This window comes from Arthrobacter sp. UNC362MFTsu5.1 (assembly GCF_000685965.1).
Classification (GTDB): domain Bacteria; phylum Actinomycetota; class Actinomycetes; order Actinomycetales; family Micrococcaceae; genus Arthrobacter.
The window spans coordinates 73205-95514 of the sequence record NZ_JMLE01000018.1; the positions used below are offsets into that span (position 1 = coordinate 73205).

19 protein-coding genes and 1 pseudogene are annotated in these 22310 nt (G+C 61.2%); 8 read left to right on the forward strand and 12 right to left on the reverse strand.

All coding sequences use genetic code 11. The annotated features are described in order from the left end of the window. Nucleotides 1-587 precede the first annotated feature (587 nt). The 6 genes from BS38_RS25440 to BS38_RS0116570 are packed head-to-tail and all read right to left on the reverse strand — an operon-like array spanning nucleotide 588 to nucleotide 5849. On the reverse strand, nucleotides 588-1391 hold the full coding sequence (locus tag BS38_RS25440) for an SDR family NAD(P)-dependent oxidoreductase (RefSeq protein ID WP_043438975.1): 804 nt from the start codon (nucleotides 1389-1391) through the stop codon (nucleotides 588-590). Next, nucleotides 1384-2187, reverse strand: a complete 804-nt coding sequence (locus BS38_RS25445; RefSeq protein WP_331280055.1) for a dihydrolipoamide acetyltransferase family protein — start codon at nucleotides 2185-2187, stop codon at nucleotides 1384-1386. Before BS38_RS25445 ends, BS38_RS25440 begins: the two co-directional genes overlap by 8 nt. Continuing rightward, nucleotides 2172-3614: an aldehyde dehydrogenase family protein gene (locus BS38_RS0116555; RefSeq protein ID WP_051628976.1), complete on the reverse strand. Its 1443-nt coding sequence runs from the start codon at nucleotides 3612-3614 to the stop codon at nucleotides 2172-2174. Before BS38_RS0116555 ends, BS38_RS25445 begins: the two co-directional genes overlap by 16 nt. Next, nucleotides 3611-4615 carry an alpha-ketoacid dehydrogenase subunit beta gene (locus tag BS38_RS0116560; RefSeq protein ID WP_028271818.1) on the reverse strand — a complete coding sequence of 335 codons (1005 nt, stop codon included), beginning with the start codon at nucleotides 4613-4615 and terminating at the stop codon, nucleotides 3611-3613. The genes BS38_RS0116555 and BS38_RS0116560 overlap by 4 nt, the downstream gene beginning before the upstream one ends. Beyond that, the gene (locus BS38_RS0116565) at nucleotides 4612-5610 is read right to left on the reverse strand and encodes a thiamine pyrophosphate-dependent dehydrogenase E1 component subunit alpha (protein WP_028271819.1); all 999 of its coding nucleotides are present in this window, start codon (nucleotides 5608-5610) and stop codon (nucleotides 4612-4614) included. The genes BS38_RS0116560 and BS38_RS0116565 overlap by 4 nt, the downstream gene beginning before the upstream one ends. Further along, nucleotides 5607-5849 (reverse strand): lipoyl domain-containing protein, encoded by a 243-nt coding sequence (locus BS38_RS0116570; protein ID WP_028271820.1) that lies wholly within the window; start codon nucleotides 5847-5849, stop codon nucleotides 5607-5609. Before BS38_RS0116570 ends, BS38_RS0116565 begins: the two co-directional genes overlap by 4 nt. A 36-nt stretch (nucleotides 5850-5885) precedes the next feature. Between BS38_RS0116570 and BS38_RS25450 the strand changes: the two genes are divergently transcribed. From BS38_RS25450 to BS38_RS25460, 5 genes are all read left to right on the forward strand, one after another. Beyond that, nucleotides 5886-7115 (forward strand): CaiB/BaiF CoA transferase family protein, encoded by a 1230-nt coding sequence (locus BS38_RS25450; RefSeq protein WP_051628977.1) that lies wholly within the window; start codon nucleotides 5886-5888, stop codon nucleotides 7113-7115. Further along, entirely contained in the window at nucleotides 7102-7806 is a 705-nt protein-coding gene (locus BS38_RS26510; RefSeq protein WP_081818940.1) for a GntR family transcriptional regulator, read from the forward strand. Before BS38_RS25450 ends, BS38_RS26510 begins: the two co-directional genes overlap by 14 nt. After that, complete coding sequence (locus tag BS38_RS26800) at nucleotides 7803-8702, forward strand: HpcH/HpaI aldolase/citrate lyase family protein (protein ID WP_081818941.1); 900 nt, start codon at nucleotides 7803-7805, stop codon at nucleotides 8700-8702. The genes BS38_RS26510 and BS38_RS26800 overlap by 4 nt, the downstream gene beginning before the upstream one ends. After that, nucleotides 8699-9205: a VOC family protein gene (locus tag BS38_RS0116585; RefSeq protein ID WP_051628979.1), complete on the forward strand. Its 507-nt coding sequence runs from the start codon at nucleotides 8699-8701 to the stop codon at nucleotides 9203-9205. The genes BS38_RS26800 and BS38_RS0116585 overlap by 4 nt, the downstream gene beginning before the upstream one ends. A gap of 423 nt (nucleotides 9206-9628) precedes the next feature. Continuing rightward, nucleotides 9629-10297: a GntR family transcriptional regulator gene (locus BS38_RS25460; RefSeq protein ID WP_051628980.1), complete on the forward strand. Its 669-nt coding sequence runs from the start codon at nucleotides 9629-9631 to the stop codon at nucleotides 10295-10297. Nucleotides 10298-10681: 384 nt separating this feature from the next. On the opposite strand, the gene BS38_RS25465 is transcribed toward BS38_RS25460, so the two are convergent. The 5 genes from BS38_RS25465 to BS38_RS25475 form a co-directional block, all read right to left on the reverse strand. After that, entirely contained in the window at nucleotides 10682-12760 is a 2079-nt protein-coding gene (locus BS38_RS25465; protein WP_043438977.1) for an ATP-binding protein, read from the reverse strand. Next, nucleotides 12757-14016: an SIR2 family protein gene (locus BS38_RS26805; RefSeq protein WP_231511289.1), complete on the reverse strand. Its 1260-nt coding sequence runs from the start codon at nucleotides 14014-14016 to the stop codon at nucleotides 12757-12759. The genes BS38_RS25465 and BS38_RS26805 overlap by 4 nt, the downstream gene beginning before the upstream one ends. Before the next feature lie 293 nt (nucleotides 14017-14309). Further along, nucleotides 14310-15197, reverse strand: coding sequence for a hypothetical protein (locus BS38_RS26810; RefSeq protein ID WP_231511290.1), 888 nt, complete (start codon nucleotides 15195-15197; stop codon nucleotides 14310-14312). A 665-nt stretch (nucleotides 15198-15862) separates the two neighbouring features. Continuing rightward, nucleotides 15863-16291, reverse strand: a complete 429-nt coding sequence (locus BS38_RS25470) for a DUF4913 domain-containing protein (protein WP_081818944.1) — start codon at nucleotides 16289-16291, stop codon at nucleotides 15863-15865. After that, entirely contained in the window at nucleotides 16288-18057 is a 1770-nt protein-coding gene (locus BS38_RS25475) for a type IV secretory system conjugative DNA transfer family protein (protein ID WP_081818945.1), read from the reverse strand. Before BS38_RS25475 ends, BS38_RS25470 begins: the two co-directional genes overlap by 4 nt. A gap of 221 nt (nucleotides 18058-18278) precedes the next feature. Between BS38_RS25475 and BS38_RS0116620 the strand changes: the two genes are divergently transcribed. The 3 genes from BS38_RS0116620 to BS38_RS0116630 all read left to right on the forward strand — a co-directional run bounded on the left by BS38_RS0116620 (nucleotide 18279) and on the right by BS38_RS0116630 (nucleotide 21533). Then, a complete protein-coding gene (locus BS38_RS0116620) occupies nucleotides 18279-19370 on the forward strand; it encodes a tyrosine-type recombinase/integrase (protein WP_051628981.1) in 1092 nt (363 codons plus the stop codon). Nucleotides 19371-19374: 4 nt separating this feature from the next. Further along, nucleotides 19375-19752, forward strand: a complete 378-nt coding sequence (locus BS38_RS0116625; protein ID WP_028271824.1) for a helix-turn-helix domain-containing protein — start codon at nucleotides 19375-19377, stop codon at nucleotides 19750-19752. 407 nt (nucleotides 19753-20159) lie between these two features. Further along, nucleotides 20160-21533, forward strand: a complete 1374-nt coding sequence (locus tag BS38_RS0116630; protein WP_231511292.1) for a hypothetical protein — start codon at nucleotides 20160-20162, stop codon at nucleotides 21531-21533. A 59-nt stretch (nucleotides 21534-21592) separates the two neighbouring features. Here the strand turns inward: BS38_RS0116630 and BS38_RS27420 are convergent. Beyond that, nucleotides 21593-22310, reverse strand: a pseudogene (locus BS38_RS27420) (ATP/GTP-binding protein); the annotation flags it as partial.

Genomic DNA, 22310 nt, shown 5'->3' on the forward strand with positions numbered 1-22310 from the left:
GCTTCAATCGCATCTGCTGGCCGGAGCCGGGGAGCCGTCTTCCAGATCCGGGGCACCGTATGCGGCGAACCGAATCGTGACTGGCCTCAGGTCCGCGCCTCGCAGGCTCCCGGACGGGGCCGCCGCCACGAGGGCCCCACGCGTTTACAGCAAGAACCGCGGCGCTGATTCCGACACCATCATGGTTCGCCCTTGGACCACGGTGCGGCCCCTTCGAATGCAACCGCCGGTCAGTGCTTTTTAGCTCAAGAAAGACAAAGCAGAATTGGTAAGCAGTGTCGCTAGTCTGGGCGGCTCGAACTGGTCCGCACGGCATGTGATTCCTGCTATTTCCGCCGCATGGACCAGCCTTCTGGAGTTCAGCCCGGAGTATCGGATCCAGAGAACGTCACCTGTACCCGATACTTCGTCGACGACCCCCACTAGCTGATGGCCGGACAGCTCCTCGACCAGAATCCGGTCGCCAGGGCGCAGCACCCTCCAGTCGTGGACGCGGACGTCCTGGGCGAAAAGGACGTAGGACCGGGATGGATCAGAGCTGGCATTTGCCTCGCAGTTCGCGGGGGCGGACCCGCGCACACTCCCGGTCACGCGGTATCACCGGATCGGATGACCGCTGCTGTGGCCGGATTTGCGCTGCGCTCACGACCGTCGATTGTCAAGCCGCCGTCTATGACAATGGTCTGGCCGGTGACATAGCTCGAAGCTGGGCCCGCGAGGAACTCGACCACCGAAGCGACTTCCTCGGGCAAACCCAGTCGGGCGAGCGGAACGCTTCCAGCCATCGCTGCTTCGCTTCTCAGCCCATCCTTCACGAGATCTGCCATCAGCGGCGTCGAGATAAACCCTGGTGCCACCGCGTTGACACGTATGCCGAACTGCGCCCATTCCACTGCCAGCGCGCGGGTGAGACCTTCTATACCAGCCTTCGCCGCCGAATACGCGGCTCGACCTGGAATTCCTATGTACGCGGCAATCGATGCCAGATTGATGATTGATGGTGCATCGGACTCAATGAGGAGCGGGTATGCCGCTCGCGAGCAGCGCATCGTTCCACCCAAGTGGACGTCGAGCATCCTGCTCCACGACGCATCCTCGATCAGGTGCGTAGGCATGGGTTCGGCAAATCCGGCGTTGTTCACGAGAACGTCCAGCCGGCCGAACCGTTCCCGGGTAAAGGCAAGCAGCGCTTCAACGGAACGCGTATTAGCAACATCCGTGTGGAAGCCCGCAACCCGGGCATCCGAGCCGAAGGACGAAACTGCTTCTTCCGTCCGCTCCGCTGAATAATCGGCTATCACCACGTTGTAACCGGAATCGTGCAGGCGGCTCGCCGTAGCCAGTCCGAGTCCGCTTGCGCTTCCTGTCACGATCGCGACACGTTCACTCATTCGATTCCTCCTGCGTCTTCTGGGGGGCGTCCAATAGTTGCTCGGGCTCCTGCAGCACCTCGCCGAGGTGCTGCAGGAATCTTGCCGCATCTGCGCCGTACACGAGCCGATGGTCGCAGCTCAAACTGAACAAGGCCCTGGGACGCTGGACCAGGACACCGTCTTCGAGCGACAAGTTCTCGGCCGTCCTCCCGACCCCAAGTATTGCGGCCTGAGGGGGATTTACGATCGGGGTGAACGACTCGATGCCGAACATGCCGAGATTCGAGATGGTGAAAGTCCCGCCGCCGAGTTCCGCGGGCTTAAGGGTCCTCGCCCTTGCGCCCTGGACCAATTGCACCGTTGTGAGGGCAATTTCGTCCAACGTCAACCGGTCGGCGTCGAACACCGTGGGCACCACGAGAAGGTCGCTCAGAGCGACCGCGATGCCGATGTTCACTCGCTCATGGAGCACGAATTGTTCCTCGGCGTACGAGCTGTTGAACATCGGGAACGCGCGCAACGTACGTGCCGTGGCGCCAACGATGATGTCCGTTACTGAGGGGACCGGCGATTGAGCTGTCTGCTTTAGGCGAAGCCGTAGCTCATTGACCCCGCTCATCTCGATTTTGGCAGTGACATTAAACGATGGAATCTCGCTGTGCGCCTGGACCATCCTCCGCGCGATGAACTGTTGTGCGCGGGAAGGCCGAACTAAAGTCGCTGTCTCACCGGTTACCGGCGCGCGTTTCTCTTTCTCTACAGGGGAGGCGGCGGAGGACTCCGTGGAGTCGGGAGCCCTCACAGTCGCACGCACACATTCTTTGTCTGGAGGTAGGAATTGAGACCTTCGATACCCTTTTCGCGTCCGAAACCGCTCTTCTTCAGTCCGCCAAAGGGGATTTCGACCCCGCCCGCGGCACCGTATCCGTTGATGTATACCTGCCCGGCGTGGAGATCGCGCGCCACACGGTGTGCTCTTTTAACATCATTGGTCCACACGCCGCAGACCAGGCCGTAGTCGGTGCCGTTCGCTAGCCGTACGGCCTCTTCATCATCTTCGAATGGGAGAACCACGAGAACCGGGCCAAAGAGCTCCTCCTTGGCGACCGGTGCGCTGGGGTCAACGTTGGAGATGATGGTCGGGAGGTAGAAGTTGCCGCCATGTTGTTCTGACTCAGGCGCAATCTCACCGCCAAAGACCGTTGCTCCGTCTGCTCGGGCCGCCTGGACTTGTTCCGCAACCTTTTTCAGCTGCGATGCTGAGATCATCGGCCCCATGTCAGGATCGTCCACCCCGGGTCCAAGCTTGAGTTGCTCAAGCCGGTGACGCAGACGCTCGATGAGCGGTTCGTAAAGTTCCCGAGCCACGATCAGCCTTGTGGCCGCCGAACATGTCTGTCCCGCGTTCTGTATCAGGGCACTCACGAGAACGGGGACCGCTGCATCGAGGTCGGCGTCTTCAAAGACCAGGTTCGGGCACTTACCGCCGAGTTCCAGCGTCACTGGATTGATGTTCGTCGCAGCTGCCTGCATCACAAGAGTCCCAGCTTGGACCGAACCCGTGAAGGTCACCTGATCAATGCCCGGATGTCCAGCAAGGGCAGCACCCGCTTCCGATCCCAGGCCAGTAACGACATTCAACAGGCCCGGTGCGAGGCCAGCGTCTTGGGCGATCTCTGCGAGACGGAGAAGCGAAAGAGGTGCTCCTTCTGCTGGTTTCACCACCACGGAGTTACCCGCCGCTAGGGCCGGCGCAATGCCGCGGGCACCAATCTGAAGGGGGTAGTTCCAGGGTACGATCTGCCCCGAGACACCCACCGGCTCCCGGGTGGTGTAATCGACGTACTCGTCTCCCAGCGGCACAGTGATGCCCCCGAGCTTGTCTGCGAGTCCTCCATAGAACTCGAAGTAGCGGGCGGCGGTCCGCACGTCGGCCCTGGCTTGGGTGAGTGGCTTGCCTGTGTCGACAGATTCGATCCATGCCAGCTCTTCCGAGTTCGCCTCCACCGCGCGAGCGATTTCGAGGAGCGTTCGCGACCGTTCAACGGGGGTTCGCCGTACCCAGTCACATTGCGCCGATCGGGCTGCTTTGACGGCGGCATCGACGTCAACTTCCCGGCCTCTCGGGAACTCCGCGAGGACCTTACCGGTGGCCGGATCAACTGTCTCCAGCGTTTCGCCCGCTTCCGCGTTGAGTCTGCTGTTCCCGATGATCATTTGCTGCTGCTTGGCCAGTTTCATACAGACCCTACCTTTGTCTTATTCGGCATGACGGCTGTGATCGCCGTGAGCACATCCTGCAATCCGGGAAGAACCGCCCTTTCCAGGGGTGCGGCGTACGGGATCGGAGTATCTGCGGCGGTGACGCGGACAGGGGCAGCCTTCAGGGCGTCATATGCAGTGTCCAGAACACGTGCGACGACTTCGCTGGCGAATCCTCCGGCCCGCGCACCCTCGCTCACCACCACAAGTCGCCCAGTCTTCCTGACCGAATCAGTGATCGTGTCGATATCGAGAGGCTTCAGGGTCCGCGGGTCGATTACCTCGAGGTCAACACCCTCTCGCTCGAGCTGTCGGGCTGCCTGCAGCGCCAGGTTCACGCCCTGGGAGATGCCGACCACCGTGACATCTGATCCTGTGCGCTTAACGTCAGCGACGCCAATGGGTACGATGTACTCTTCTTCGGGGACGGGACCGGACTTCGTGTATAGAAGTCTCTTCTCCATCATCAGGACGGGATTGTCATCGCGAATCGCGGCTTTCAGAAGGCCCTTCGCGTCATAGGGGTTCGACGGCATAATCACCACCAGGCCCGGAACGTGCACGAACCACGATTCGAGCGACTGTGAGTGCTGGGCTGCCAGGCCCACCCCATTCGCGACTGGGCCGCGGATGACAAGAGGAACCCGTACGTTCCCTCCGGACATGTACCGCCACTTTGCGGCGTGATTGACGATCTGGTCCATCGCAAGTGTGACGAAATCGAAGTGCTGGAGCTCCACGACGGGTCGACAGCCGACCAGCGCGGCCCCCACCCCCGCTCCACTGATCGCCGCCTCTGAAATCGGCGAATCGACCACACGGGCGGCCCCGAAGCGCTTCTGCAATCCGTCACTGACCTTGAACAGTCCACCATTGCGGCCGATATCTTCACCGATCATGAACACGGACTCGTCGCGGGCCATCTCCTCGTGCAGCGCCTCATTGAGCGCGGCAGCCATCGTGATCTCTCGCGTTTTCATGACAATCTCCCCTCGCGAGCCCAGTCCGCGGGCGCGTAAACATCGTGGATAGCCTGCTCCGCCGGCGGTGGACTTGCCTCTAGAGCAAACTCTGTCGCCGCCTCAATGAGCGACGCGGCATTCTCGTTGTGCTTCCGAATCCGATCCTCCTCGACCCCGCTGGCACGAAGAATGTCGACGAGGCGGTTGATGGGGTCCTTTAGGCTCCACTCGGCCAACTCCTCCGGAGTGCTGGTCTCGCCCGTTGCGAATGCTGAGTGCGGGGACATCCGATAGCTCTTTGCCTCGATCAGTGTTGGCCCCTCGCCCCGTCGGGCACGGCTTACAGCCTCGGCCGCGACTTCCCGGACAGCCAGAACATCATTTCCATCCACAGACACGCCAGGGATCGCGTAAGAAACAGCGCGATCCGATATGTTTTCCACCCGCATGGTCGAGCGTGTAGGAGTAGACAGCGCCCACTGGTTGTTCTCGCATACGAAAATCACCGGCGCAGATAGCACTGATGCGAGGTTCAACGCCTCATGGAAGCTGCCCTCGTTGGCAGCGCCGTCGCCGAAGAAGCAGACCACCACCGAATCCTGGCCGAGCAAGACTGATCCATACGCTGCGCCAACCGCAATCCCGTGCGATCCGCCAACAATGCCGTCAGCCCCCAACATCCCGTGCTCCATGGCCGTGATATGCATCGAGCCTCCTTTGCCCCGGCAGTATCCCGCCTCCCGCCCTAGAATCTCGGCCATCATCCGTCCCGGCTCCAGCCCACGTGCGAGGCAATGCCCGTGACCGCGATGCGTCGAGGTGATGTAGTCATTCTCGCCTAGGGCTGCGCAGATACCGACCGCAATGGCTTCCATGCCGATGTATGGGTGCGCAGAACCCCGCACCAGCTTCTGGTCGAACAACTCCACCACTCTCTTCTCGAACGCTCTAATCACGAGCATCTGGTCAAGAAGCGGCAACAGTTCGTCGACGCCATTGGCGACGCGGTTCATGAGTCCGCCTTGATGACGCCCACCAGGGCGCCGGCGTTTATTTCGTCGCCCACAACCGCGACGATCTCGCTCAACACTCCCCCCACTGGGGCTTGAAGCGCGATGACGCTTTTCTCTGCTTCGAGCTCGACGATGTCGTCACCTGCTGCGACTCGATCGCCGACATCGCATAACCATGCTGAGACGGCCGCGAACTCGAATTCCGGTGTTGGGGGCTCAAATCGAATTTCTGAAATCATGGGCATAATCCTATCAGCATGTGTATGATTTGCAACATGATGCATTATTTTTCTCCAGAAACTTTGCCTCTCCACGGGATCCGCGTGATCGCCATCGAGCATTCGGTCGCCGGCCCGCTTAGCACCCGCATGCTGGGTGAGCTCGGCGCGGAGGTGATTAAAATCGAACGCCCGGGCGCCGGCGATTTTGCGCGTCACTGGGACCACAATGTCGCGGGCGAGAGCGCGCAGTTTTGGTGGCTCAACTCGCACAAGAAGAGCGTGGCCCTTGATCTCAAGTCGGAATCGGGACGCGCCACGTTGGACACCCTGCTTTCAGGCGCGGACGTGGTGATTCACAATTTGGCGCCCGCCAGCGCGACGCGCCTTGGTCTTTGCTCGGACACGCTCGCTTCAAAGTACCCACGGTTGATCAACTGCCAGATCTCTGGCTTTGGAGCCAGCGGTCCTGCTGCGGACCGGAAGGCGTACGACATGTTGATCCAGGCCGAGGCCGGACTCATGAGCATTACAGGAACACCGGAGCAGCCGATGCGGGTGGGAGTCTCAATCTCCGACGTGTCCACGGGGCTATACGCCGCCCTGCTGGTGCTCGGTGCGTTGCATGAACGGGAGCGTACGGGCAAGGGCCGATACCTGGACGTAGCCATGTTGGACGTATCAATCGAGTTCTTTGGCCCGATGCTCCTCAGTTACGCCAATGCAGGCGTCGTGTATCCGAGAATCCCCGATCGCCACCACGCCATCGCCCCGTATGGAGTCTTCGAATGCAGCGACGGAAGGCGGATCCTGATTGCCATTGAGCAGGACGCTGAATGGCAGCGCTTCTGCCTGGAAGTTATCAAAGACCCGGCACTTGCAGCGCATGGATCATACTCGTCCAATGTGGATCGGGTCAGGCACAATGACGAGCTTGCAGCGCACCTTGCGGAGCACTTCAAACGGAGCTCCTCAGCTGAGATCCTCGCGGCACTCGACGCCGCTAACCTTGCCTACGCCAAGATCAACGACGTTCATGACGTGCTCAACCACCCAGTCGTGGTACACCGCGGGATCGTTGAAACTTCTGCCACCTCGGACGGACGGCCAGTATTGCGTCATGTCGGCATCGCCGAGCGGATCTTCCGAAATGAACGCGACCACGGAACACGACCGCCAAGGCTCGGGGAACATACCAAAGACGTTGTAGCCCAGCTGGGCGCGGATAGCGACTTGGCGTTCGGTATCGCGGGCGCCGGAAGAGGGAAGAACGATGCGCAGCAGTAGCCGGCAAAGCAATGGTCGTTCGACGAAGAAGGATCACATTGCTGATCAGTTGCGCTCCATGATCAGATCGGGCCATCTTGCCCGCGGCGCGCGGATCCACCAGGACGCCCTCGCCGAACAATTCAAAACCAGCATCACTCCGGTGCGAGAAGCGCTGCGGCAGCTGGAGGCGGAAGGTTTGCTCGACAGCGCACCACACCGTGGAGTCCGCGTCTCCGAGACCAGCCCGGAAGCGCAGGATGGCATCTATGTTGCACGGCGTCTGCTCGAATCCTTCGCGACCCAGCTCGCCACGCAGCGCTTTTCCAGACGGAACATATTACAGGCGCGTGAGCTGATCGAATCGATGCGCGCTGCAGGCCTCGCCGGCGACAGCGCCGCCGTCCGCCAATACAACCGCGACTTCCACTTCCTCATTTATGAGCGCAGCGGGATTCCGTCACTGGTGGAGACCATTGACGGACTCTGGCTCTCGTTTCCATGGGACACCAATGAAGTTCTGGACCCTGACGCTTGCAAGGCCGTGGACGAGCACGCAGCGATCCTGGATGCCATCGAAGAAGGCAACAGCGCAGAAGCTGGTGCGGCGCTTGGCAGGCACCTTCGACGGAGCTATCACGATCTCGTTCAGAAGCTCAGCGGCAGTCCGCTTGAGGATGACCCCTTCGACGAAGTCGAGTCAATGCCATGAGTACTGCCGGCCCTTCACCCTCGGCGCAGCGCTGCTGTTTGTCAGTCCCCGCCTCAGACGAGCGAAAAGTCGCAAAGGCGCTTGGCCTTGACGTCGACGAGATCGTATTTGACCTCGAGGACGGTGTCGCGCCAGGCCGGAAGGCCGAGGCTCGTTCAATCCTCGTCAGTGCATTGTCATCCCAGGTCGGCAAAACGCAGCCTGTAGCGGTCCGGATAAACCAGACCGGCACACAGTGGTGTCTCGAGGACGTACTCGCCTGTGTAGCCGAACCACGCATCAGCTCAATAGTGGTTCCCAAGGTCGAGTCGAGTTCGGATGTTCACTTCATCGACCGTTTGCTTGACGGGGCGGAGGCCGGGGCGTCACGGCAGAAGCCACTCAAGGTCCAAGTGCTCATCGAGTCGGCACAAGGACTTGCCAACCTGCGGAAAATCGCAAAGGCATCGCGACGCATAACGTCGCTGATTCTTGGATATGCAGATCTTGCGGCCTCACTTGGCACGCGAACTCCAGTTCAAGCCAATACATGGCTTCCTGCACAACACAAGTTGCTGACCATTGCTCGGGCAACAGGTCTGAATGCAATCGACGGCCCCTACCTCCTGGTCGATTCAGGACCCCAGTTCCTCGCACATCTACAGCACGCCGCAGCACTGGGATTCGATGGAACTTGGGTCATCCACCCAGGCCAGATTTCGACAGCCACGACTGAATACACTCCACCCCCAGCTGAGATCGCCCGAGCTCGTCGCATCCTCTCAGCAATGAACGAGGGACACAGCCGAGGCGTCGGCGCAGTATCCCTGGACGGCCAAATGCTGGACGAAGCGTTGGCTGTCTCGGCCAGACGAGTGCTGGCACGTTCAGCTGCAACCACAGATGTTGGACTATGAGAGAAATCGGCGGCCAGCAGGCGCTTCTCGCGCTGGGGACTGACGTAGCGCAAATCGGATTCGTTGTGAAGGATTTGAATCGCACGCTGGAGACTCACCGCGCCATGGGCCCTTGGAGAATCTATACCCACGACGCCGCACGGGTTCCCGGCATGCACATCGGCGGCATCCCTGCCAGCTTCAAATTCCGGTTGGCAATCAATTCTGCCGTTCCCCAGATTGAGTTCATCGAGCCCGTGGACGGCCCCAATCCCTATCAGGAATGGCTCGATGAAAAAGGCGAAGGCATTCATCACTTGGGTTTCCACATCCCGGATGCTGCAGCCACCACTTCTGTGATGGAGGCACTCGGTGTTCGCGTTATTATGGGCGGCACGGGATACGGGCGCGACGGCTCCGGGGCATACTGCTATTACGACACGGTAGACCTCCTGGGGTACATCTCAGAGGCCATCGAGTTGCCGCGGAAGCGATGGGATCCGGACGCCGTAATTCTGCCCTAACGGCCTTTCCCGCGACCTGGAGCTGACCTCGGAGGGCCAGCCGAGGCCAGCTTCCTCGAGCAATTGCAAACTGGAACCAAGAGGGTGCGCCACGGAGACTGAACCGTCGCGCCGGCGGAGGAAACACGTTGCCCACGTGGCGCGATTTCATCGCCCAAATCTCGGTGCGACCTTCAAGGAAGACTCCTTGACTCCTCGCGCCCCTGAATGCGCAGCCCCGCCATGGCGATCCTCGGCGGCTGAATACCTGCAACACGCCAGGTTTGCTTATTCCGGTGTCGTCAGCATTAAATAATGCATGATGTTTCTTAAGCCGTTGCGGTTGCCGCATGATCATGCACCAAGTGGCCTTCTCGGTGCTCGGCGCGCGAGCTGCCCGCAGACTTCCAGCAAGAGTAGGGTTCTCGCCTAGTGTGTGCTGTCATGGACCCGCGCGCACCTACCAAACGTGACGCAATCGTCGAGACGTTGCGTCGAGAGATCCTTTCGGGACAGCGGCCGCGCGGCAGCCGGCTCCTGCAGGATCGCCTCGCCGATGACTTCGGCGCCAGCATCACTCCCGTCCGCGAAGCGCTCCGGCAGTTGGAATCCGAGGGCCTCCTGGTCGGCGAACCCAAGCGAGGAATGAGGGTAGCCAGCGTCAGCTTCGATGAGGTGGCGGCCACCTACATCATGCGTCGGCTGGTGGAGACCTATGCGATGCGCCGCGCTATGTTCAACCTCTCGCGCAGGGACCTTTCCGAGGCGGAGCATCTTGCCGAGCAGGCCGCAGCCGCCACCGATCCCCAGATGGCCCGAGACCTCAATCGAGCCTTTCACTTCTTCTTCTACGAGCGTTGCGGCCTCCCCGCCCTTACCAGCCGAATTGACGCAATGTGGCGGGCCTTTCCCTGGGACCTCACACTAACCTCAAAAGACCGCGCCGAGGCCAGCTTCCTCGAGCATCGCGAGCTAATCCGGGCGTTGCACCAAGGCGACGAGGAAGCCGTCGCGCGAGCGACAGAGGAACACATCGCCCACGGATTCCAGTCCATAGCCCACCATCTCGACGGCCCGACCAAGGGAGACCCCTTCGACTTCTCGCTCCCCTGAGAATCTAACCTTCCTGTTCCTCCGCTATGGGCCCTAGAAACGGTTGCCAAACGCTGCTGCGGACAATCCAACATCCGCTCCTGCTCCAATAGGAATTTCGGCCGACAAGTGGGACTCAGCTACACCCCAATCTGACGTCAGCCAGAGCCGGAAAGGACGTCAGAGTAGGGTCCAAAGGAGCTTACTGCACGCCCTTGGCGCGTGGTTCTTAGATCTCAACCTGACGAAGTCCAGGCGCAGTAGGTTAGGTCCTGTCATTGCAGAAGTCGTCTGCATGGAATGTCAGAAGTCCTCTGCACCCTCTCCAGGGGATCACCCCGTCATAATGTCCATGCAGAGGGGCAGGGGGTCCTGTCAGTCCCGGGCGTAACCGTGCGGCATTCTTTAAGGCCTCTGCCAGTCCTCGGCGACTTGCTGCCAGGTCGTATTTGGGACCGTCTGCCTTATCCAAGAGTTCCAGAATTCAGGATCGGACGAACGTGGACGATGGCCTTCGGCCAGTTCCCGCATTTCCACCAGAACCGGCAACTCGGTAGCCCACCCCAGAAGAATCGCCTGCCGTGACGGCAGGCTCGGTAGCTCCTGAAATATGCCCCCCAGGCTATCGGGGACCATCCGCTGGACTAGATCTTGATCGCGGTCATTTACCAAGCGATGCAACAGAAACGTGTTGCATTGCGCCAGCACCGTGGTCGAGAGTTCGGAAGGTCGTTGAGAAGAAACAACAAGGCCAAGCCCGAACTTGCGACCTTCGCGGGCAATCTTCTCAAAAGTTGCCCGGCACAGAGCGGCGGCAGAAAGTTCTCCGGAGTCCTCGGATGTGGGTCTACGGATGAAGTTATGGGCCTCTTCGAGGACCATGGCGACTGGTAGCGTGTCCTGATCGAGCCGTCGAAGACGCTGCAAGGCCTCGAATGTGAGGCGGGCAAATGCTGCGATGCTGAGCGTCAATACGTCGGATGGCACCAACGACAAATCGATGATCGTGATTTGTCCTTTGGGCGAGTTCACGAGGCCAATGTGTTCTTCAAGCCACTTGGCCAGATCCCTGTCACCGTCTGGAGCGATGATGGGTTTGAGTCGGCGGTCTCCCACGATCTCGTGGATTCGAAGTGTCAGGCCGGACATATACTTCGCGTTGTCTGCCATGTCGGTAGTAGTCAGCAATGCGTTGAGCTGGCCGGGCATATCCTCCAGCCGGAACGGGACCGGAGAGTCGATGTTGATGTCGTACTGGACCGGGTCGGATTCCAGGTCTGAGACGATGGCGTCAATTCTCGGCACGAATTCGGTGAGCGACTGCACGGAGAACGCCGAGTAGTAGGTGCGGCCGCTGCTTACGGATTCGTGTGATTGATGTAGCGTCCTAGCGGCCTGGACTATTGGAAGGATTCTTCCGTCCTCCGCTTGATGAGGCTGCAGGTCCTCAGCCATTGCCTTAAGAAGCTGGCCGCAGTTCTGTTTTCCAGGGAAATCCGCGACCCCGGCCGGACCGTTTTCAATCATTGTCCACAGGAGCTGCCGATAGGCTCGGAGCTTTGAGAACAGAGAGCGGTGGGACGAATTGGCGGCCGCTGCCCCGGACCTCAGATGTCTTAGAACCTGGTGGAGCGCCGGCCGTTGAGTGGCTGATGCGGCACCGGTGAACGTTGCCCATTCTTTGGAGTTCCACATCCAGCTTGGCAGATTGAAATGGCTGGCGGTTGCGCCTGCCTGGGCACCGGTGCCGTCGCCAGGTCCAAGATTGTCTGGCGATACTTGAAACAATCGAACATGATCGTTGTCTTTAAAGGCCGGGGCGTATTCGCCGTTCGGGTCTAGGACGATGAAGTGAGTGTTCGGTGATTCACCGTCGTTCATGGATGATCTGGCTGCTTCATGTGACCATCGGATGAGTCCGGCGACAGAACACGACTTTCCGCTGCCTGTGTTGCCGAGGACAGCCAGGTGTCGACCAAATAGGCGATCGGGATCGACCAACACCTTCGTCGAGTCTGCTAACGGCGCTGTGCCAATGTGAACTCTGCCATGACCGGCCGTTCCAACCACCGCTCGAAGCTCGGCGCTGGTCGGTAGTGCGACCTCGCAGCCAACAGGCGGGAATGCAGAAACCCCGCGGTTGAGTCGCAAAATATCTCCCCCGGAGGTGAACTGGAGCGTCCCGATAGGGCTGGCTGTAAGCCTGCGAACGGGATAGGGGAGATCGATGATGCTCTGATCTGGGTTTCGACGCAGGGGCACGGTGGCAGGGTCCATCCAAATAGCCGTGACCGTTGCGACCAGCATTCCCGATCCAATAGGGATGACTACATAGCCGTTAATCCTCGGAAAGCGCTGAATGCTCGGCCCGAATGCCGTCGCCTGCGGCGCCTCGGTCTCGAGGAGTACTTTGATCTCGCTGGCACGAACTGATTCCACTCGGCCGATGACACGGGCCGCAGCTTCAGAGACGGGCGTGTTCATGAGTCTCCGCTGGCATCTCGTGAAGAATCAGCGAAAGAAGGTTTTGCCGCATCTACGGTGGAACGATAGTTCCCTTGCCTGCGTACTAGCGGTTCTGATGAAAGTCTCGGAAGCCAGCTTCCGATGGCATCAATCGTTGCGTATTGCGGTCCTACGAACGCTGAAATTTGCGGATTGGTGCTGAACTCCCCGAGACAACTGTCGATGGATTGAGATGCGTCAAAACTGCAGACAACCACGTGTGTCGAGGGAATGGTCAACATGTCCTGGATGATGCGGTTGACATGTGAATCACCGAAGCCATATCCGAACGTAAATAGCACCGAGTGCGGCCGACATACAGCCGAGGCGAAATCTCGAAAGAGCTCGGCGTACGGGTACAGCTGAGTTTCGATGTCCTTGGTGCTTCGCGGATAAATCAGGACGTTCTGCGACCATGGGCTTGGAGAGGTGCCAAGCTTCGCCCCGAATGGGACCATCGTTTTATGGACTCCCTGGGACTCGGACCATTTCCAATCTAATGAGCCGTGGAGTTTGCCCAAATGCAGCACGCCTTCGAGATAACGTGGTTCACCGCGGGCGCCTGGCGGGTTGTAGTGCATGTCGACGTCGAGCCGGGAAGCGCGGAACTTGGGCTCAAGTCCACCCACAAACCGGTCAAGCGGCCGCAGGCCTAGTTGATCACATAGATGTTCAAGGAGCCTGTCGTAATTCGTGGTGAACAGGTTAAGACGCTCGCGGCCGCCGGGGCGCGCCGCGAAAGCGAGGAGAAACCGGGCAGCTGAATTGAGCGCCGTTTGATACTTCTCCGTACCGACTGCACCACGGAGGGCACGCTCGAAATCTAGGACTGATCTCAAGAGCAGCTCAAACTGTGCTTCGACACTGGCCTTCAGGACGCTGGTCTCGTTTTGGTCCGGTTGGATGATGGCGAGTCCGTCAAGGACCGTCTGGGCGCTGCGCAGCTTGTCTTCAATGTTTGGCTTGTCGCCGCGACCCATGCGGGCAGACGTCGCAGCCGCGTCCTCAAGTACTTGTTGGGTGAAATTTCCGAACTCAGAATCTCCAACCATGGACGGTGCTTCAAGCCCCGCATTGAATGCCACCCCTGTGGTTAGGCCATTGCCCGTTAATAGCGACAGATGCTCGCCGTCAAGCAACGCTGCCAGCCAAGATTTGATTCGTTCCGAACTTTGATCACTTGAAGGTTCGTCGACGACTTCCCCTCCGAGCCATACCCCCATGCCGTTTCCCATTCGGCCAGACTAACGGATTGGACCGACACGACTTGACCCGGTGCTCAGACGCCTCACGCCGCAGCCGCCGGCCGCAGGAACGCCTGCCTGATGGTCGCGAACGCCTATAGTCCGTAACGCCGGCAGCGGTTCGTGCAGGCGACTTCAGTCAAAATGACGGTTGGTGCACGCCACTTCGAACAAAAAGATGGTTTGTGCAGACGACTTCTGAAAATCACTGGTCCGCCGTTTCCAGCCCTTGCGTGCCATTTTCGCAGTGCCGCGAAGGCAACTCGTGTACGTGTATCGAAGGACTAGGACTGTTCATAAACCTGCGACAGCTCGTACATTCGGCACCATATCGTGCTGGTTTTGTCTAGAGTTTCCTCAAGTACCTGCTGAAGCTCAGGAGCTAGGTATCCGAATGCTTCGTCCATAGCGTCAGCGGTCTCAAGGACAGGGACCATGGAGAAATTTGTCTGATATTCGCGGTCCCAGACCACACCTGCAGCATCACCGCTTAGGAACTGTTCGTGGAAGCGTTCGAGCATGCTCTCAATCTCGTCTTCCCACCCCTGGGTAAATCCTCCGGACCACCGAATGCTGGAGTCTTCACGAGACACCCAAGGCACACCGAGCGAAACCTCTTCAAGAAAGGCTGGCGCCCCATCACTGTCCGCGACGATCATGGCGACATCAGCAAGGTCAAACTCCAGATTGCCAAGCACCCGCCACTCGCGCTCCCAGCGCCAATCGTTTGGATTCCTGCCCTGGAGACTTCCGACGCGGTCGACAAAAGGTGTTAGCTTCCAAATCGGCGAATGTTTGTTGTCGCGGGCTTCCGCCATTGCAGTAGCGAGAGCATCCCACTGAGGGGATGGATCGCTTACGTACCAAACAGGTTGGGCATTGAACTTCGCGCGGAGGCGTTCCTTGTCGAAGACAATCCCCCAAGGACGCTTAGAGGTCATGCGGGATAGCTCTTGAAGCGGGATCTCCGTTAGACATACGGACCGGTGCCTATTGCGCACCTCGCTGTAATTCCGCCCAGCTCCGTAGGGCACCCGCGCCTCGATAATGCAGGTCTTGAGAATCGAGACTAGGTCTTCTTCAGAACGAGTGAGGTGAACCAGCCAGCGCGATAGATCAGATGCGTTGCCGTGCTGCGTCGTACCCTGCCAGCCAGGCTTCACTTCGCTCATTATTCGGTCCCGAGAGTGAGGTAGGGCGGGTCAGCAACAAGGTTTCGCATAGCAGAATCTTAGGTTGTAGGCGGGCCTTTCCCGTGCCGGTCCTGGTCCTTTCCCACTAGTACGAGCAGTAGACGGGAGCCGGCAACACAGACTCTGCTGGCGATTCGGGTATGAAGTTCTTTTAGTCAATCCAAGAAAGGCATTGCCGCTACCCAGAGAAAAGCACGACGTTCCCCTGCGTGGTCAGCTGTGGTTGGTTGCGCTCGACAGGCAGTCACGTCTGGGTAGGGGATCTTCCTAAGAGGACTTAAAACTCTCGTTTCAGCCCGAGCAGTCAGGGGACGCTATGTCCGTCAGCGGATGCTGGCAGGAGTGCAGGATCGCGTTGTAGGTATGCGGCTATTGCGCCACAGCCTGTTTGCACAATTGCGGGTGTTTGGGGTGAAGACAGGGCCCGCTGCCCACAGCCGGGGACAATCCTTGGGGGTTATCCACCGCTACTGCTGCCGAGGGAGCTACCCCAACGGCTCCCAATTTCCAGCCGTGGATAACCCGGGTTGACCCCAGCCATGGACAGCTAGAAGTCGGCTCAGCTCCGGCCATGTGGTCCGGGGCAGCAAAGGCTTAAGGCGTGTCCCTCGTTCTTCTCATCCGATCGTGACCATCCGGCGGTGCTAGTCAAAGATTCCTGCTTCAGGGGTCTTGTGGGGAAGAGCAGTTCTGTCCCGGGCGGGGGTTTTGTGTCCGTCGTAGGCGCATTTTTTGAAGGGGCCTTCCTTGTCCATGAGGACGCGCATATGTGGGTCGGCGTGATTCAGCCACCAAGTGCTGATGCCGAGCGCCGGTTCGAGCCGTAGGTGTTCCCAGGCCCGCCAAATCGCTTCCATACGAATCAGGGCTTCGGGGTGTTTGTACCACTCGGGGCACCACGCGTAGGCTGCGCCTTCGTTGACTTCCCGGACGTAGGACTGGGCCAGGAGGTCAGCGAAGAACTCCACGGCGCTGGAGTACACAAGTTCCGGTTCGGGCTCGGCGTGGCTGTGCCCGCCGGCTGGAGACTGCTCCGCTTCGTCTCCGAAGGCGTCCCCGAACTCTTCACTCACGCCTTGTCCCCGTCCGTCCACGGGCTATGAGCTGGCACCGCCACCGGCTCGCGCTCAATTGATTCCTTGGCTGCGAGGGAGTCCTTAACCTTCTGGGCATGGGGCCCGTTCATCCAGGGAATCGTTTCGATCATGGTGGCCGGGGCGCCGGAGGCAAGCAGGATGGCCCGGAACCGTGGCAGCGCGGTCAGGTCGGCAACGGACAGGATTTCGTCCTTGCTTTCCTGCCTGGACGAGGAGGATCCGGTTCTGCTGTGGCTGCGGGAAACGTTGATGTAGCTGTATTGGCCGATGAGGCGGGAGAGCTCGTCGAGGTAGCCGACTTCGGAGACGCCGCCGCCGTAGATTTTGACGTTGGATGCTGACCAGAGCTTCCGCATTCCTTCGAGGTTCCAGACTTCCACGCCCTGGGACCAGGACTGCAGGATGGTCATGAGGATGATGCCGCGGGAGCCGTAGTGGCTGTACTGGTCCGGCAGTGCTTTCCACCGGCAGACGTTTGCCGCTTCATCGAGGATCCCCAGCAGCGGGGTTGCGAGGCGCCCGCCGGGTTGGGATGTGGCGTACTTTTCGGCCGCTTCGACGACGGCGACGGTCAGGGCCGTGACCAGGGGGCCTGCGGTTCCGACGCCTTCACGGGAGAGGCTGTAGAGCGTGCCTTTGCCGCGGACGAAGTCTTCGGGGACGAACTGCGGCCGGGGGTCGGTGTCGACGGTGGTGCCGGGTGTTGGGGTGACCCATTGGCTGACGTCCCGGTCGGTGAGGCAGGAGACCATTTGCCGGGCGGTGCCGTAGACGCCGGCACGCTGCTTTTCCGGTTCGCGGATGTGGCCGATGACCATGTCGGCCAGCAGGTCGAAGCCAGCGGTGCGGAGGATGTCGGCCGGGGCTTCGTCGTGGGGGCGGGTCAGCCAGGTGTACACCTGTGTGATCGGGGTGGCGCTGAGGGAGGCGGCGAGGAGGAGGGCTTTGAGCAGGTTTTGTCCGGCCGGGTCGAAGTAGGCGTCGGGTTTTGTTCCGGGTTCGCGGGAGCCTGCGGCGAAGTGCTGGGCCATGTTCCCTGCTGTGGCTTCGTTCTTCACATAGGAGAGCGGGTTCCACCACCAGGTGGGCTCTTCTTCGGCGACGGCTTGCGGGTCAAAGACCCACACCTGCCCGGCCTCGGAGCGGATGGGTCGGGTGACGTCGACGATGTCGCGTTTGTTGGAAGTGGCGATCACCGCGCCGGGTGCGTCAAGGATGGCGGGGACGGCGTAGGAGGTGGTCTTCATGGTGCGGGGCCCGGCGATGAGGATCAGCATGTCCTCCCAGGATGCCCAGAGCGGGCGTTTCCCGGCTACGCTGCGGCCTAGGCGGACACCGGTGGAGTTTTCCACGCCGAGGCGCACGGCCGTGGTCGTGGCGCCCTTGGTCGAGAGGTGGTTCAGGTCCTTGCCCCGGCCCATGTACACCGCTGCCTTGTCCACCCTGGTGCGTTTGTTCGCGGTCCGGGACCGGACCACCAGCACCGTTACGACCAGTGCGATCAGGACAGCGGCCAGCACGCAGGCCACCACTGTGGACTGGTCCGGCCAGGGCACGCGGCCTTTGGCGAGCCCGGCGATCAGGTCAATGGGGTGTGCCGGAGGGGCGGTAAGGCCGGCCATCCAGGATCCGAGGTGGGCGGCGACCCAGGTGCCGCCGCCGAAGATGGTGGCGGCGCCGATGGCGAGCCAAATCCCCAGGGAGTCGCCGAGGCCTGTTCCCTTGCGGTTCGGGGCACTCATGCCGCACCTTCTTCCCGGATTGGAGCTGCCGCATCCAGCAGGGTTTCTGCCGGCATCTCTATTCGCATAGGTTCGTTTGACGGTTCAGCGGCTGGGATTGGCGTTTGAGCAGGTGATGTCGGGGCGAAGCCCTTGGAGGCCGGAACCGATGAACCATCGACGAGAGTGACGGTTTGGGCGTAATGTCGACGCATGCTCGCTCCTTCTGAAGTTGTTGACTGATGGCGCTGGTGGCGTTGCCCGGTGGGGCCGCCATGGATCCGGAGTTCTCGAGTGCGCAGGCGGGCGAGGACTTCGAGCAGGAGATCGTCGACCAGTACGCGCTGGCGATGGCGGCGGCTGGTCTGAGCGACTCGCATATCCGCAATACCCGGGCGACAATCATCGAATTTGCCCGGTCGTTGGCTGGCCCACTGTGGACGGCGACGTGTCAGGACGCTGACCGGTTCCTGGCCGAGCAGAGGCGCCTGGGGCGCAGTGTGAGCACCAGAGCCGGTAAGGCAGGGACGCTGGCGTTGTTTTACGAATTCATGATCAGCCGTTACCAGGGCCGGATCCATCGGGCGGCCGGAGTGCTGGTCGAGCAGCCCATTGATGAGTTCAACCGCCAGTCCGGTGCATCGCTTGGCAAAGTCCGGGTGCCGCCCTCGGACGCCGAGATCGAAACGTTCTTTACTTCTTGGCGGCACTCGATCCCGCAGGCCCGCAAGTATCTGCCCGCCGCGCGGGACTATTTCGCTGCCTCGCTGTGGCGTCGGCTGGGGCTGAGAATCAATGAAACGGTGATGCTCGATATCCGTGACTGGCGCCCGGACCTGGGCGGGTTCGGCAAGCTCCATGTGCGGTTCGGCAAGGGAGCACACGGCCGTGGCCCCAAGCCGCGTCTGGTGCCCGCGATCAACGGCGCGGCAGAGCTGATCGACTGGTGGCTGGGCGATGTCCGACACCTTTACGGCGAGGACTGGGCGGATCCAGAGGCGCCCCTGCTGCCCTCGGAGCGCTTTGACCGCGATTTGGGTCGATGCGGCCGGGTCGGCGGCAACGCACTGCGGCGCAGCCTGGGTTTGCAGGTCGACCAGTCGTTGCCGGCGTGGTCGGGGCGGATGACTCCCCACGTCCTGCGGCATTACTGCGCTTCCTCGCTCTACGGGGCCGGGATGGACATTAAGGCGCTTCAGGAGCTGCTGGGGCATCAGTGGCTCGCGACTACCTCGGGCTACATCCATGTGCGAAGCGAGTACGTCGAGCAGGCCTGGAAAGACGCCAATGAGCGGGTCGAGTCCCGCTTCGCGATCACACAAAAGGAAGGATGAGGCCGTGCAGTGGAACCTGCGGATCCGAGCCGCTGAACGCGGGATCTGGAAGTCGGCGCAGATGCGCCGGATGCTCGCTGAGGCCGGGCTGGAGATCAGCGCCGGGAAGATGTCGTCGTGGTGGGCCGGAACACCGGCGACCATGAGGCTCGAAGAGCTCGATGTGATCTGCTCCGTGCTGAAATGCACACCCACGGACCTGATGACTCCCGAGCCGGGCAAAGTCGCCGCACGTCGCCCACGCGCCACCGAGTCCATAAACGGCAACAACACGGGCGCTGGCGATGGAAGGCCAGCTTCCGTTGTGTCTCCGAGTTTCGGCAAGGCATCACCTGTCGTAACGCCGAGATTCGGCAAGCCACGGTCCGAGCCACCCCTATAGTCGCGGCTGTCGTGAGTCCGGCTCCGGGCCCGATGGCGCCACTCCGGCCCCCATCGATGTGCCCCAGTTGCCAGATCAACAGGGTCGCGTGGGTGCACCCGCGCATCGACTCTTGCTACGGCTGCCTTCCCGGTGGCCCGTTCAACCCACCCCCATGCTCCAAATGCGGGACCAGTACCCGCTACTTCAGCCAAGGCCTGTGCGCCAGCTGCCATCCCGGCAGCCCGCAACATCCAGGCTCGTGCAAGGACTGTATGGCTTGGGGTGTCTACCGCCGCTACAACTGGACGTGCTGGCCGTGTCGGTGGTGGCGCTCCCACAACCCTGAAGGAATCTGCGAATTTTGCGGGCGCACGACCCGCGTCGGAGAGCGGCGCGCGTGCCGGCTGTGTTTGGAACAGGCGCGAATGCTCCAGGAGCCCGGACGCGGCCTGGACCTGCCCGGTGCGACTAAGGATGGCCACCAGCTCTTCTTCGCCAACATGAGCTTCCACCGCAGCGGAGCACCAAAACTGAGTCCGGAACAACGCGCCCCATGGAAACTGCGGGACAAGAAAAACCTGCCAGGCGGCACCGAACCGGACACCGACACCAGCATGCAGACGGCGCTGTTCGACATGACGCCCGATCAAAAGGCCGTCGCAGCGCGTGCCCGCCTCGAAGACAACGACCTGACCCGGTACTGTGCAGCCATCGTCCGTGAACACGCCATGAGAGTCGGCTGGAGCAAGCGGCAACGTAACGACGTGACTCGGTCCCTGAGGCTCCTGCAGGGTCTGCGGCCCAGCCCAACTGCCAAAGTCCGCGCCACTGACGTCCTTGAACTGCGCCAATACTCCGGCAACGTCCTTTCCACGATCGACGTACTGGCCGCGGCAGGCATGCTCATCGAGGACCGGCCGACCCAGATCGAACGCTACTTCGCTGCCAAGACCAGCACACTGCCACCGGTCATGAAGGACCAGCTTGAAATATGGCTGCAAGTCCTGGTCAACGGCGCCCACCAGGCGCCCCGGCAGATCCCGCGCGACCCCAAGACCATCAGGGTGCACATCCTGGGCATTGAACCCATCATCCATGCCTGGGCCGCGGCAGGTCTCCAGTCGTTCGCCGAGGTCACCCGCGCCGACATTACAGCCGCGCTGGACGAGACCAAGGCCCGCCGGCACATCGCCGGGAACGGACTCAAATCGCTCTTCACTACACTCAAAGGCCGCCGACTCATCTTCGCCAACCCGACCCGTGGGATGAAGGCGTCCCCGAAGGGCAGCACTATCCCTCTCGCGCTGGACGCGGCCGTGATCCGCGAGGAGCTGAACTCTCCGAACCCGGCGGTTGCCCTGGCGGTTTCCTTGGTAGCTTTCCACGCACTGACAGGGGCACAGATCAGCGAGATGAGGCTCACTGACATTAGTGACGGCCACCTGATACTCGGGGACCGCGACATCCCGCTGGCCGGGCCCGTGCGCACCCGCCTGACAGCCTGGCTCGACCACCGGAACCGAACCTGGCCGGGCACTGCCAACCCGCACCTGCTCGTCAACCGGCGCACGGCGCCCAGGCTCCTTCCGACCAGTCGACAGTTCCCCTGGTCCGGCTTGACGCTGCGGCCACGGGTTCTGCGCGAGGACCGCATCCTGCACGAGATCCACGCGACAGGCGGAGACATCCGCCGGATCTGTGACCTGTTCGGACTCAGCGTCGAAGGCGCCACACGTTACCTGAACACCCTCGAGCACCCCGACCTCACCCGTCAGGACGCACAGGTTCCCGGAACCTGAGCACCTCCACCCGCTGCAATCCCCGGGCACACTCAAGTTCACGACAAAAGCGTCAAAATTCACTCGAACATCTCAACTTTTGCGTGCCAGCGCTTATTTGTGTCATTCAGTGAGGCCTCGATGGAGGTCAAACCGATGGTCACGGGGATGCCGGGGCGGCCGCCGACCTTGATCAGGAACTTGCCCCGGCCCGGCGGTTCGACGTCACCGCCGCGGGAGTCCCACGCGGGCGGATCCTGCCAGGAGATGAGCTTCTGCTGTTCCTGCCTGGACAGGGGGATCGCCGCGGTCAGCAGCGGCATCTCCGAGGCGGGGAGTCCTGCGCAGATGACCATGCCGGAACGTTCGACAAACCCGCGCGCTTTCATCCTGTCTTCCTCCGCCGGGAGGGCCAGCAGGTCGGACATGGTGTGGGAGATCATGACCTGCCCGACACCGACGGACCTGTTCAGGCGGGTGAGGGCGTCGACGCGGTCGACCATGCCCTTGCCGGAGCGCAGCGCCCGCCACAGCTCATCGAGCACGACGAAGTAGTTCCGGCGTGGTTCCAGCCCGGCGTCAGCGAGGGCGTTGGCGACGTTGACAGTCCCGAATCCGTAGGACCAGCACGCGAGGAGGACCGCAGCCTGCAGGTCGGTTTCGGTTTCGTCGATGCTGGAGACATCGAAGACCACGGCCCGGTCCCGCCGCATCGGGTTAGTGGTCTGGGCGGAGAAGATTTCACCGAGCTTCCCGCCACCGGTCAGGCCCAGCAGGGTCGCTTCCAGCGCCCGGGTT

Bases quoted from the DNA above. Each gene is read 5' to 3' on its own strand.
- BS38_RS25440 (WP_043438975.1), bottom strand. From the start codon at position 1,391: ATGAGTGAACGTGTCGCGATCGTGACAGGAAGCGCAAGCGGACTCGGA.
- BS38_RS0116555 (WP_051628976.1), bottom strand. From the start codon at position 3,614: ATGAAACTGGCCAAGCAGCAGCAAATGATCATCGGGAACAGCAGACTC.
- BS38_RS0116560 (WP_028271818.1), bottom strand. From the start codon at position 4,615: ATGAAAACGCGAGAGATCACGATGGCTGCCGCGCTCAATGAGGCGCTG.
- BS38_RS0116565 (WP_028271819.1), bottom strand. From the start codon at position 5,610: ATGAACCGCGTCGCCAATGGCGTCGACGAACTGTTGCCGCTTCTTGAC.
- BS38_RS0116570 (WP_028271820.1), bottom strand. From the start codon at position 5,849: ATGATTTCAGAAATTCGATTTGAGCCCCCAACACCGGAATTCGAGTTC.
- BS38_RS25450 (WP_051628977.1), top strand. From the start codon at position 5,886: ATGATGCATTATTTTTCTCCAGAAACTTTGCCTCTCCACGGGATCCGC.
- BS38_RS26510 (WP_081818940.1), top strand. From the start codon at position 7,102: ATGCGCAGCAGTAGCCGGCAAAGCAATGGTCGTTCGACGAAGAAGGAT.
- BS38_RS26800 (WP_081818941.1), top strand. From the start codon at position 7,803: ATGAGTACTGCCGGCCCTTCACCCTCGGCGCAGCGCTGCTGTTTGTCA.
- BS38_RS0116585 (WP_051628979.1), top strand. From the start codon at position 8,699: ATGAGAGAAATCGGCGGCCAGCAGGCGCTTCTCGCGCTGGGGACTGAC.
- BS38_RS25460 (WP_051628980.1), top strand. From the start codon at position 9,629: ATGGACCCGCGCGCACCTACCAAACGTGACGCAATCGTCGAGACGTTG.
- BS38_RS25465 (WP_043438977.1), bottom strand. From the start codon at position 12,760: ATGAACACGCCCGTCTCTGAAGCTGCGGCCCGTGTCATCGGCCGAGTG.
- BS38_RS26805 (WP_231511289.1), bottom strand. From the start codon at position 14,016: ATGGGAAACGGCATGGGGGTATGGCTCGGAGGGGAAGTCGTCGACGAA.
- BS38_RS26810 (WP_231511290.1), bottom strand. From the start codon at position 15,197: ATGAGCGAAGTGAAGCCTGGCTGGCAGGGTACGACGCAGCACGGCAAC.
- BS38_RS25475 (WP_081818945.1), bottom strand. From the start codon at position 18,057: ATGAGTGCCCCGAACCGCAAGGGAACAGGCCTCGGCGACTCCCTGGGG.
- BS38_RS0116620 (WP_051628981.1), top strand. From the start codon at position 18,279: ATGGCGCTGGTGGCGTTGCCCGGTGGGGCCGCCATGGATCCGGAGTTC.
- BS38_RS0116630 (WP_231511292.1), top strand. From the start codon at position 20,160: ATGCTCCAGGAGCCCGGACGCGGCCTGGACCTGCCCGGTGCGACTAAG.